The following is a 12,618-nucleotide window of genomic DNA, read 5'->3' as shown; positions in this document are numbered from 1 at the left end:
ACAATTAATGAATTACTAACAACATTTACAGGAGTTTATGATTATTGTAGAAGTAAAACAAGGCGAGAACATCGAGAGAGCACTGAAGAGATTCAAGAGAAAGTTTGACCGCACTGGTACAATGCGTCAGCTTCGCACTCGTCGGGAGTTCCAAAAGCCATCGGCAGTAAAGCGCCGCAAGATGGAAAAGGCTCGCTACGTGCAGCAACTTCGCCAGATGGAGGATTAGTCTGAATACTACCACTCATAGGTGGATGCTAGACGACGAAGTTAGAAGAATAATAATAATAAATCATTTTCACCAAGGAGGTGTTGTTTAATAAATAAAGGGATGGCTAAAGCTCACTGAGCAGTAGTCATCCTCTTTTTATCATATAATAGTGATGCTAAAAACATACAAGGAGGTACTCACTCAGATGAATGAAGCAGGTAAAGCTGGAGTACCATTTTTATTCGTTCTAGACTATGAAAAGAGTGAAGGAGCCATAGTGACCAATCCACAGGAGCAGAGCGATGTGCTTTTTAAAGTCGGGAGTGTCTCAAACTTCAAGGCGCAACCCATCAAAAATGCTAACGAACACATCACCAAACAGCCTGAAAGCCTAGATCAGTATGGCCAACGCTTCAAAGTCATTCAGCAAGGAATGAAGGAGGGGCGCTCGGTTCTTGCCAACCTCACCGTATGCACTCCCATATCCACTCCCCTTACCCTAAAGGAAATCCTATACACCACCAGTGCTAAATACCAGATCTATCTGCCCGAGGCTCGCTTTGTCTGCTTCTCTCCAGAGAGATTTGTACGAGTAACTAACGAAGGCATCATTTCCACAGATCCGATGAAAGGGACTATCACTAGCGATGTCCCAGGGGCTCCAGAAGTCATACTCAATGACTACAAAGAGACCTCAGAGCACTGTGCCGTAGTAGACCTCTTAAGAAAGGACCTTTCTACCGTAGCGACTGATATTGAAGTCTCTCGATTTAGATATTTCACTGAAATCAAAGCTCCGGAGCACACAATCTTCCAAGTTAGCTCGGAGATCAAAGGGCAACTCCCCACGGATTGGACATTACATATAGGAGATATTTTTGACCACCTTCTTCCAGCAGGTTCAATCCTTGGGGCTCCTCGTGAAAGTACTCGCACGCTCATCTCAGAGGCCGAAGGAAGCCACACAAGGGGCTATTACTGTGGCGTCTTTGGCTACTTCGATGGCAAAGAGCTAGACTCCTCCGTTCTTATTCGCTTTATCAGGGAAGATAAAGAGGGTCAAAAGTATTACCACTCAGGTGGCGGAATCACCATTAATAGTATACTAGATCACGAGTACCAAGAGGTGATAGACAAAATCTACCTACCACTTCACTGAATATGGAACCTCTCTTAGAGACCTTTTGCTTAGAGAATAAACAACTTTTCCACCTCAAATACCATCAAGATAGAGTGAGATGGTCAACTGGTCAAGAGATAGATATATCGCTCTTTACAAAAGCGATAAAATCGGATCCCTCTTATACTCTTGCTCAGAAAGGAAAGTGGAGGGTAAGCGTCACTTATTCGCCCAGTAGCATACTTTCCATACGCTTTGTGCCCTACCAAGTGCCAGAAATAGGATTACTGAAGCCCACCACAATAAAAGAGAACTTTTACTCGTACAAATGGGCTGATCGCTCTCAATTTGAAAGCATCAAAAAGGAGCTTCCTCGTGGCACAGAGCCTCTGTTCATCTTGGACGGCTTGGTTACCGACACCTCATTCACGAATGTAGTACTCGAGAAAGATGGGCAATTATTCACGCCCAAAAGCTACCTACTTAAAGGGACTAAAAGGTGCTGCCTTTTGGATAAAGGGATAATACATGAGTGCGATATAACGCTTGAAGATTTAAGACATTATGATACCATACACCTTGTCAATGCAATGCTCTCACCCCACCAACTGACACTCCCCATTGAAGCAGTGCTCTAGTAGGGAGAAACTAATTCAGCAATATTCCATAAAAGAACGTAGCGGAGTAAGAACACTTACCCCGCTACGTTCAATTTGAAAAGTTACAGCCTATATACAGTATATAGGTGGTACTAAGTCAATGGTGATCAATCATTGTTGTTGTGGCGATTGTGGTTGCGATTACCACGGTTTGGTCGGTCGCCATTATTGCGAGGGCGATCATTGCGTGGACGCTCAGGACGCTCTACATATCCCTCAGGCTTTTCAATAGCAGCCTTACGAGATAGACGGAACTTGCCAGTCTTAGGATCCACTTCAAGAAGAACCACATTGATCTTCTGGCCTTCCGCTACACCAGTCTCCTCAATGGTCTCAAACCTACGCCAATCCCACTCAGAGATATGGAGAAGTCCCTCTTTGCCAGGCAAGAACTCTACGAATGCACCGTAAGGCATCACACTCTTAACGGTTCCCTCGTACACCTTACCTACCTCAGGAATTACCACAATGGCATTGATCATCTCGAGTGCCTTATCGATTGGCTCCTTACCAGCAGCAGCCACCTCGATAATACCTTCGTTCTCTACCTCCTCAATATTTACAGAGGCACCACTCTCCTCTTGGATACTCTGAATAATCTTACCACCAGGGCCAATCACTGCACCAATAAACTCCTTAGGAATGCGCATAGTAACGATTCGTGGAGTCTGTGGCTTAAAGTCGGCACGAGGTGCAGGAAGAGTCTCCTCAATCTTGCCAAGGATATGGAGGCGTCCCTCCTTAGCTTGTGCAAGAGCTCTCTCTAGGATTTCGTAGCTAAGTCCATCTACCTTGATATCCATCTGGGTAGCAGTGATTCCATCCCGAGTACCAGTCACTTTGAAGTCCATATCACCGAGGTGGTCCTCATCGCCCAAGATATCTGAAAGGATCGCGTAATTCTGCCCTTTATTCTCAGAAATCAGTCCCATGGCGATACCGCTCACTGGCTTTTTGATCTGCACACCAGCATCCATCAATGCTAGAGTACCAGCACAAACGGTAGCCATTGAAGAAGATCCATTACTCTCCAATATATCACTCACGATACGCACTACATAAGGATAATCCTCAGGGATCATAGACTTAAGTGCTCGCTGAGCCAAGTTGCCATGACCAATCTCACGACGTCCTACTCCGCGCTGTGGCTTAGCCTCACCAGTAGAGAAGGGAGGGAAGTTGTAGTGCAATAGGAAACGATCCTTACCATGATTAAGCACATCATCTACTAGCTTCTCATCGCTCTTGGTACCAAGGGTCACCGTTGCTAGTGCTTGAGTCTCACCACGTGTAAAGATAGAGGAACCGTGAGGTGCTGGCAATGGGCTTACCTCGCACCAGATTGGGCGAATGGTCTTGGTATCACGACCGTCAAGGCGCTTTCCTTCGTCCAAAATCATCCGACGCATCGCCTCCTTCTCCACATCGTGGTAGTAGCGATCAATCATCGGGCCCTTCTCCTCTAGCTCCTCCTCAGTATATTGAGCCTTAAACTCCTCCACAATATTAGCAAAGGCATCTGTACGCTCGTGCTTTGAAGTGCCTGAGGTAGCTACTGCATATGCTTTATCATAGCATACATCGTGTACCTTTTGGCGAAGATCCTCATCATTCACCTCGTGGCAATAGGTACGCTTTTCCACAGTGCCGCACTCCTCCATTAGCTCCAACTGTACCTGACATTGCTTCTTGATAGCTTCGTGAGCTACCTTAATAGCCTCAAGCATATCCGACTCCTGTACCTCCTTCATCTCGCCCTCTACCATCATGATATTATCCATAGAGGCGGCTACCATCAGGTCCAAATCGGCACGCTCTAGTTGCTCCTTAGTTGGATTTACTAGATACTCACCATCCAATCTAATCACTCTTACCTCAGAGATAGGACCGTGGAAAGGCACCGTACTTACAGCAAGTGCTGCAGAAGCTGCTAGCCCAGCCAATTGATCTGGGAGCTCGTTTTCATCACCACTATATAGGGTGATATTAACGAAAACCTCTGCATGATAATCATCAGGGAAAAGTGGTCGCAGTGCCCTATCAACTAGTCGACAAATCAAAATTTCATAGTCCGAAGCCCTACCCTCTCTACGGGTAAAGCCACCTGGGAAACGACCCACGGCCGAAAACTTCTCTTTGTACTCTACCTGTAAAGGCATAAAATCTACACCAGGATTGGCATCCTGTGCAGCAGTAACTGTTGCCAACAATACGGTGTTGCCCATGCGAACAGTCACAGCACCATCGGCCTGCTTAGCTAGCTTACCAGTCTCAATTGTAATGGTGCTTCCATCACCCATTGTGATGGTCTTAGTGATTACATTCATGATAAAAAATTCTATATAAAAACAGCTTAATTCTCAGTTAACTAATGGTTAGGAGAGCAGTTTCCTAACAATCTGGGAGATCAACTTGCCATCTGCCGAAGCTCCGAGCTCTTTTGTGGCTACTCCCATCACCTTTCCCATCCCCTTGATATCGGTGACACCTAGCTTAGAGATAATCTCTTTCACCTTTTCAGTGATCTTCTCCTCCGACAATTGTGCAGGGAGAAAACTCCGATACACCTCTGCCTCGGCTTCTTCTGCTTCAGCAAGGTCTAGTCGGTCAGCATCGCGATAGAGACTTGCACTCTCCTCGCGTTGCTTCACCAGCTTAGCAATGATTTTCAGTGCGTGGTCATCATCTAGTTCTCCAGCAGCTCCTTTGGCAGTCATTGCCTCTAGAAACTCCTTCTTAATACCGCGAAGTGCTTCCAATCTCACCTTATCACGGCTCAGCATCGCCTGCTTTATTCCCTCATTTACTTGCTCTAAAAGTGCCATATCTAATATTATTTAATCGTCTCCAAAAGTTATTGTTCTTCCAATTGAATTGCCATTTGACTCCATAGAATCACGGCTTGAAAAGCTTGAGTGATTTACAGAAATCGTTGGCTGACTATTCCATGACTGCATGGGTCGCTCCTCAATAAATTGCTTGATGGTATCTAGTTGTTCCTTGGATCTAGTGAGCGTAGGTCTTTGATTGACTAAAGAGATAAATCCATTATTCGTCATCAATTCCTCCGTAAACACCACCGTTTCATACTCCTTATAGCTATTTCCTTGAGCCAATTCACTACCATAGTAGTCGCTGATCTTGGTATCCTCCTCCTCCTTTGTTGCCTTCGGACGCTCGTCGCTGTATTCATCAGCAAACATCACGCTATCATCAAATCCTGAAGCGAGAAGCACAAATCCAAGATCATCCTCCATGCCATCGTCTTCACGAGGCGACATCCCCCAAATGAAGTCAAAAGAGCCCTTGATCTTGGCCGTCATATCCTTCAACTTCTCACTCATACGAGTGGTTGGCTCATGCTCAGGCTTATATATAACTTGTACCAGCAGACGGGTAGCTAGATTGAAGTTGGAGGTATTCAACAATGGCGAAGACAACGCCCGCTCCATCGCCTTTTCTAAGCCCTCCTCGCCACTTGCAAAGCCACGAGTGATGATGGAGACTCCACCCGATTGAAGCGTTCGCTTCACATCGTTAAAGTCCAGATTCACTCCACTAGGGATAGTGATCAGCTCCGAGATAGAGCGTGTACTGGTGGTCAGCGTTTCATCGGCCTTTCTAAAAGCTTCAGAAATCTTCAGGTCGGGATAAATCTTATTCAGTAGCTCATTATTAACGACCAAAATAGCATCTACATTCTTTTTCAGCTCCTCCACCCCATCAATCGCCTGTAGGATCTTCGTCCTTCCCTCAAATAGGAAAGGGATGGTCACGATTCCCACTGTCAGAATCCCCATATCCTTAGCGATGCGAGCAATTACAGGGGCAGCACCTGTACCAGTACCACCGCCCATACCAGCAGTGATAAAGACCATTTCTGTGCCATCATTCAGTGCTTCACGCACCTCCGCCTCACTCTCCTCGGCAGCTTCCTGAGCTAGCCGTGGGTTATTTCCGGCACCCAGACCTTTTGTCGTTTTAGTACCTAGGCAAATAGTCTGTGGCACATCACATACATTGAGATGCTGTCGGTCGGTATTACACAGAAGGAATGAGACGTGGCTCACATTCTGATTATACATATAATTGACCGCATTGCCACCGCCTCCACCTACACCAATCACCTTAATGATTGTTGGCTGATCGTTTATCTCCTTCTTAATAGGCAATATATTCCTCTCCATAACCTCCATCATTAATCCTCGTCATCCGAAAAGTTAGAGTCGTCATCAGACATCGCAAAAAGGTCCTTCAGCCTTCCCATAAATGAGCTTTTACTGTTCTTCTCCTTTTTAGGCTTAGGTGTACGCTCTCTTCGTGGCTTCACTCTTGGTGCTGGGTCTGCTTGAGGCTTCAGATCCTCTTCGTCAAAAGGCAATACCCCCGGCTGAGACATTATATCAGCTTCACCCTCCACAATATGAATTGCTGACTCCTCATGCTGTTCTTCGTGCTGTTCCACCACACTAGGCTCCTCCTCAGTCCTAGCCACATCCACATTTGCCGCATAAAGCATCGCATACAAGCTGTGGAATTCAGGGTTAGCGGTCAGCTCCTGGTTACCACCATCCGAGAAGAATGCAGGGCTCACCTGCTTCACACTCAGCTCCCCACCAAACTTATCCTTGAGATACTCAGGCAAACCAGCTAGCTTCGACGCCCCGCCAGTAATCACCATTCCCCCAGGCACCTTATAGTCACCTTCAGAGCCCTTAGCACGAGCAATAATTGCCTTGATATTATCCACTATCTCGTGGGTACGTGCCTCGATATATTGGTTCACATTGTAGCGAGAAATACGTTTATCCGTCCGCATATCGGGAGCTTTCACGATCAGCTCCTCCTTGTCACTCGTATCTAGAGACAATGAAGCGTGAGCTATCTTTACCCTCTCCGCCTCTTCTGGGCTAATATCTAGATCCGTAAGGTCATAAGTGATTTGATTACCACCCATTGGGATCACCCTCAATGACTCTAGCACGCCGTGATTAAAGTAAGCCACTGTGGTAGTCTCCGCACCGAAGTCCACCAATGCCGAACCTATTCTCTTTTGCTCGGGCGTCAGGACACGCTTACTGAGCTCCACGACTCCAACTAAATAAGGCTCTACCTCTAGATCTAGTTTGTGAGCCAAGACCTCCTCCACATTATCCGTCACCATACGATCAGTGACCACCGTCTGGATACTCACCTGTAGCTTCATTGCCTTCACCCCCACTGGGCGAAGCACCGAGCTACCATTCACAGAGAAGCGAGCAAAGTCGGCATTCAAGAAAAACTTACCATCGGGCTCTTCAATCTTTCCCCATAGACGCTCAATATCGGCCTGAGTGATCTCATGAGGGGCATCATACTCCTCCACCTGCTTTATCAGTAGGCTATGTAGCCCCTGCCCCGAAATACTCGCATATAGGTGGTCTATCTCTATACCTAGATCAGCCTCGGCACGTGATAAAAGTTTGCGCACCTTTTCCGACGTTTCGGATAAGTTAAATACTACGCCCCTCTGCACGGCACCCTCCGATGGCTCACTATCCAGATAGACCGTCCTAAAGAGCTCATCACCCGGGGCCATCTTCTCTGCCACCGCTAGCTTTATGGCACTACTACCAAAGTCTAGGATAGCCACATTTATCTTATCTTCTCTGTGCTCTCTCATCAATATAATATTTGCTTCATTTATGGTTGCCAAGAGCTAAAAAACTCCCTAGCACACTAATTCCCACAAACTTACCAAATTCTATCTTACCCACCTACCCTTTTGAGAAAATATTACCGTCTTTTACGCTTATGCCGAGTGACCCGAAGAGGCTGTTTATGGTATTGAAAAGCATTCAAAGCCTCCTGCACCTCTTCCGACTCACCACGAGCCACCTCAAAAGTGGCATTTCTGTCAAAAATAGTAATCTTCCCCACCGGCACCTTTCTACCCGTGCAATACTCAATCATCTCAATCAGCTTATTGGGATAGAGTTTATTTCGCTTTCCCACATTGATTTGAAGTAAATCCATCCCCTCCGAGGTTCTCTCCTCCTCTTCGCGGGAAGCCTTTCGTTTTTTGGAGTTTTTCTTCTCCGCCTCAGGGATCTCCTCCACCGCGGCTGCATTCTTGTAGTAATCTAGCATTCGCTGAATCTCTAGATAAATAAGCCGTTGTATCAATTCGTCGCTATCTAGCCAGGAGAGCCGATTCACCACACTATCCATATAAGGGGCAATCGCATCCAAGTCAGGCACCGTATGCTCCATACGATGCACCAGCTGCAATAGTTGTTTCTCACAGATCATCTCGGCCGTTGGGAGCATTGCACGCTCGATAGTGATGCCACTCTCCTTTTCGATTCGCCTAATCTGCCCTCGCTCCCTGGCATGGCAAATAGCGATCGAAATTCCCTTCTTTCCCGCTCTCGCGGTTCGACCGCTTCTGTGCGTGTAGCTCTCCACATCGGCAGGCAGACCGAAGTGGATCACGTGCGATAGATTATCCACATCAAGCCCTCGTGCTGCCACATCGGTTGCCACAAGGAGCTGGATCGTTCCATTCCGGAAGCGTCCCATCACATTATCTCTCTGTGCTTGGCTTAGCTCTCCATGGAGAGCATCGGCACTATACCCATCAGCGATCAATTGCGTTGCCACCTCTTGAGTACTACGCCTCGTTTTACAGAAAATAATGCCATAGATATTGGGGTAATAGTCGGCAATACGCTTCAGCGCCAAATAGCGGTCGTTAGCACTCACTACATAGTAAATGTGCTGAATGTTACGATTGATCCGCTGTTTATTTCCTACCGAAACCTCAGTGGGCTCTTGCATAAACTTTCGCACAATAGATCGGATCTCCTGAGGCATTGTGGCAGAAAAAAGGAGCAGATGACGCTCCTCAGGGATATGCGAAAGAATCTCCTCAATATCATCGATAAAGCCCATATTGAGTATCTCATCGGCCTCATCCAGCACCACATCTTTGATTTCATTGAGTGCGATAGCCCCTCTACGGATCAAGTCCAAAAGCCGTCCAGGTGTCGCTACCACTACCTGTGTGCCCCTCCGTATATGCTGTATCTGCTCCTCAATAGATGCCCCACCATAAACCGCCACGATACTAAAGTCGTCCATATGGATAGCATAGCTAGCCATATCCCTCGTGATCTGCATACAGAGCTCACGAGTAGGGGCGATGATCAAGGCCTGTGGACGTTTGAGGTCACTGGTGATATTCTGAATAATAGGCAATCCAAAAGCAGCTGTCTTGCCACTCCCCGTCTGAGCCAATGCCATAATATCCTTCCGCTCCCCTAGAAGCAAAGGGATCACCGCCTCTTGTATCGGCGTAGGAGTCTGAAAGCCCATCTTCTCGATCGCTTTCAGTAGGGGCTTGGCGAGCCCTAGTTCTTTAAAAGTCATAAATAATGATTAGTTGATACTGCTTGACCCCTCTCCTTCAGGCTTCCTCTCACTATTTGGTCGAGGGACAAAGGTTCTAGCGGTCTTCTCTCGTTTCCGCATACGCACTTCTCCAGCTGGAGATGCACTTTCTTCGCTTCTGGTGCGTGATTGGTTACGAGGTCTCGACTTAGAAGCCACCTTGCGGTCACCAAAATCACGTGCGCCACCAGTCCGTCGCTCACGTTCACCATAGCCACCACCCTCACGCTCGTTTCTATCTCCACTGCCAGCACGTTGCCTACGATTTTTCATTCTAAAAGCTCGCTGCTCCTGCTTCATCGCTTCACGCTGTTGGTAGTACTTTTCCCGCTCCTCACGTGAGGGGAGTAGCCCCTGCTGACGAAGCTCCTCCAGGTGCTCATCACGCTTTCCTTCAAAGAGCTCATACCCTCTCAGCTCACACTCTATCATACCATTATAGAGCTTTTCTCGCTGAAAGTGCTTCAATCCGATTGCATTAAAGCCCTCCTCCAAACTGCCACTGATGATCCAAGCCTTCCAACCCGAGAATACATGCTTCAGCGTACTCCCGATAGAGCTATATAGCTTCTCCAGATCCATCGGCTTCAGGCGCTCGCCATAAGGCGGGTTCATCACCAGGATCCCCTCACCTCCAGGTCTATTCTCCTCCGAATACTCCTCAAAGGGCTTCACCTCCAGCTCCACATACCTACTAATACCAGTATTCTTCACATTGGCACGAGTGATCGCAATCGCCTTCGGATGGATATCCGAACCATAGAGCTTGTGATCAAAAGGCTGCTCCTCCCAATCCTCCAACACCTCACTCAGCAGGTCGGCATCAAAGTCCATCCATCGCTCAAAGGCATAACTCTGGCGGAAAATACCGGGCGGAATGCCTAGCGCAATCAAGGCCGCTTCGGTAATAAAGGTACCACTGCCACACATCGGGTCCAGGAAGTTGCACTGACCGTGCCAACCGATCTTCAGCAAAATACCTGCCGCCAACACTTCACTTAGAGGAGCCTCATTCTGACCCACCCTGTAGCCACGCTTGTGTAGGCTCTCCCCACTCGAATCAAGAGCTAGCGTCACCACACTATCGGCAATATGGATATGAAAAAGCAGGTCTGGATCCACCACCGACACATTCGGCCTACGACCACCACGATCGGTAAAGTAGTCGGCAATCGCATCCTTGGCACGATACGCCACAAACTTACTATGGGTAAACTGCTCCGAGTAGACCACCGTATCAATCGCGAAGGTGCTCCGTGGCGTCAGATAACGATCCCACTCAATATGCTCATACAGATACTCATACACCTCATCGGGGCTATGAGCTTCAAACTGTGCCACCGGCACCAATACCTTTAGCGCCGTCCGAAGGTGGATATTGGCCCGGTACAGCAGCCGTCGGTCACCCCTAAAGGCCACCATCCGACGCCCTGGCACCACCTCATTAGCCCCAAGCTCACGAAGCTCCTCCGCCAATACATCCTCCAACCCATACAGCGTCTTGGCTAGCAGATCCATCTCACCTTCCTCACGCTCTCGACCCTCCCATTTCAATTCTTGCTCCATCGCCAACTTACTAGATCTCGCTACTTTCACTCTTAAATTTACATTTCAACACGCAAAGGTAACTATAATCAGCCAAAGTCAGTGAAAGTAAACCTTCTCCCAATTCCGCAGGCTGAGTTTTTATTGCTTTGGTCGGGTACTTATTGATTGTTTTTTTCTTGTGTCCCGACTTTTTAGCAGACCAAAGGTTCTATATGGAAGTCTGCTTATTCTCTATTTATCTCTTTATGATGTATTCATTGTGTTCTTTTGTGTAAATCCTACGTTTATTGACACTCCTATTGCCGCCTTAAGATGCCATTGTCTTAAAGCGGTGATTTTCGTTTTTTATCTGTCTATCAGCTTTCTCCTACCCATCACACATCTGTTCTACATACCGTCGCTGTAAAGCTGTTGCCCCAAAGAGTTGTAAGATGTCACCTGTCTTGCTCTTTACCCACCGAGCTGGGCAAGTGACAAAGCGGTAGATAAACTTTTTGAGTCGTGCTTTTGAGCTAATAAGATGCCCGCATCGCCTTGATACCTCTGAAATAAACTTCGTAAAGAAGTTCCTTAGTAATGCTGTAAGGAACATAAACACAGTGTTTTGATTCAGATCGGAGCTTGGCAGGTGTGCCCAATTAAAGTCGTTATTCATCTGGTCAAATACTCGCTCAATGCTGCCCCTCTTGTTGTAGTACTTTATGATCTTCTCTTCGCTAGTATCCTCATCATTAGTGATGATGCTAAAGTATCGATACTTCATCTCTTCGTCATCAGAAAACATAGTACCCTCAGACCATCCATCCTTGTAGCGATAAAGCACAATCCTGTAAGTCTTCCCCTTGATAAACTCGTCTGCTTCCACACTCCTAGCTTCAATATTTCTTATGTCTCCATTGCTACTTTTGAGCTTTAGTCGTGTCCACCCTGTCTTGCTTTCCTCAACAAGCGACCTATGGTAAGGGGTATTTATGGCACGGATATAAAAGAGATCGGAATACTCCTCCACCACTGAGATGACCTCCCTGCTGTACGAGCCAGCGTCCATTCTTGAACGCTTCACCGTAACTCCCTCCTTTAGAAGTGCTTCATAGGCCAATCGAAGAGTCTGGGCTTCATCAAAAACCACTGGGGCATTTCCGCCACGACCCTCAATGCTTATAGGGTGACCATTGGCAAAGGCAATGCCAGGGGCATACCCCTTTACGTCCTTATAGGTCGATGCAAAGTCTCGTTTCTTTGTCTGGATAATTTGGTTATCGTAGTCGAAGTCGCAGGCTTTGCCACTCTCCAATAGCCCTGCTTCAATAGTCCCTTTTATCAAGAATTCGTTCAGCTTTGAATTGCGGTTGAATGTGTAGTCAATCCCAGATCCCTTCGCTTTCACCAGTTCGTCATCAACCGAAAGTTTCTTAAGTGTCCGAAGTACAGTATCTGCACTTGGAGCCTTTTGTTGGGGGCATTGAGATAATTCGGGAACCAAGAGGTTGATGTCTTCAATACACGTGCCTCCAGATAAAATGCTGAGAAACAGGCATTAATTACCTCCGAATAAGAGTATCCAGCACCAGAACTGCTCCTTACTCCCAGCTCCTTATCGCACAGCTCAAGAATCTTGGTTCATCCGACATTTCGTGTGATACGGCAGT

At 47.1% G+C, this 12,618-nt stretch carries 10 protein-coding genes; 3 read left to right on the top strand and 7 right to left on the bottom strand.

Features of this window, described 5'->3' with window-relative positions; genetic code table 11:
• Positions 1-37: 37 nt before the first annotated feature.
• The 3 genes from rpsU to HMPREF3027_RS04795 all read left to right on the top strand — a co-directional run bounded on the left by rpsU (position 38) and on the right by HMPREF3027_RS04795 (position 1,969).
• Positions 38-229, top strand: a complete 192-nt coding sequence (gene rpsU, locus HMPREF3027_RS04805) for a 30S ribosomal protein S21 (protein WP_018028120.1) — start codon at positions 38-40, stop codon at positions 227-229.
• Positions 230-383: 154 nt separating this feature from the next.
• A complete protein-coding gene (locus tag HMPREF3027_RS04800; RefSeq protein ID WP_070707373.1) occupies positions 384-1,370 on the top strand; it encodes an aminodeoxychorismate synthase component I in 987 nt (328 codons plus the stop codon).
• A gap of 2 nt (positions 1,371-1,372) precedes the next feature.
• Complete coding sequence (locus tag HMPREF3027_RS04795; RefSeq protein WP_070707371.1) at positions 1,373-1,969, top strand: aminotransferase class IV; 597 nt, start codon at positions 1,373-1,375, stop codon at positions 1,967-1,969.
• 128 nt (positions 1,970-2,097) lie between these two features.
• On the opposite strand, the gene pnp is transcribed toward HMPREF3027_RS04795, so the two are convergent.
• The 7 genes from pnp to HMPREF3027_RS04760 all read right to left on the bottom strand — a co-directional run bounded on the left by pnp (position 2,098) and on the right by HMPREF3027_RS04760 (position 12,491).
• The gene (gene pnp, locus HMPREF3027_RS04790) at positions 2,098-4,320 is read right to left on the bottom strand and encodes a polyribonucleotide nucleotidyltransferase (protein WP_070707369.1); all 2,223 of its coding nucleotides are present in this window, start codon (positions 4,318-4,320) and stop codon (positions 2,098-2,100) included.
• Between the two features lie 45 nt (positions 4,321-4,365).
• Positions 4,366-4,815 carry a GatB/YqeY domain-containing protein gene (locus HMPREF3027_RS04785; protein WP_070707367.1) on the bottom strand — a complete coding sequence of 150 codons (450 nt, stop codon included), beginning with the start codon at positions 4,813-4,815 and terminating at the stop codon, positions 4,366-4,368.
• Positions 4,816-4,827: 12 nt separating this feature from the next.
• Positions 4,828-6,177: a cell division protein FtsZ gene (gene ftsZ / locus HMPREF3027_RS04780; protein ID WP_246830531.1), complete on the bottom strand. Its 1,350-nt coding sequence runs from the start codon at positions 6,175-6,177 to the stop codon at positions 4,828-4,830.
• Between the two features lie 11 nt (positions 6,178-6,188).
• Positions 6,189-7,652 (bottom strand): cell division protein FtsA, encoded by a 1,464-nt coding sequence (gene ftsA, locus HMPREF3027_RS04775; RefSeq protein WP_070707363.1) that lies wholly within the window; start codon positions 7,650-7,652, stop codon positions 6,189-6,191.
• Positions 7,653-7,765: 113 nt separating this feature from the next.
• Positions 7,766-9,400, bottom strand: coding sequence for a DEAD/DEAH box helicase (locus HMPREF3027_RS04770; RefSeq protein WP_070707361.1), 1,635 nt, complete (start codon positions 9,398-9,400; stop codon positions 7,766-7,768).
• Between the two features lie 9 nt (positions 9,401-9,409).
• Positions 9,410-11,017, bottom strand: coding sequence for a THUMP domain-containing class I SAM-dependent RNA methyltransferase (locus HMPREF3027_RS04765; protein ID WP_246830530.1), 1,608 nt, complete (start codon positions 11,015-11,017; stop codon positions 9,410-9,412).
• Between the two features lie 319 nt (positions 11,018-11,336).
• Positions 11,337-12,491, bottom strand: coding sequence for an IS1380 family transposase (locus HMPREF3027_RS04760; RefSeq protein ID WP_256374360.1), 1,155 nt, complete (start codon positions 12,489-12,491; stop codon positions 11,337-11,339).
• Between the last annotated feature and the right edge of the window lie 127 nt (positions 12,492-12,618).

The organism is Porphyromonas sp. HMSC077F02 (genome assembly GCF_001815465.1).
In the GTDB taxonomy this organism is placed as follows: Bacteria; Bacteroidota; Bacteroidia; order Bacteroidales; family Porphyromonadaceae; genus Porphyromonas_A; species Porphyromonas_A somerae.
The sequence above is the reverse complement of the archived record's forward strand: the minus strand, read 5'-3'. Positions and strand labels throughout refer to the sequence as shown.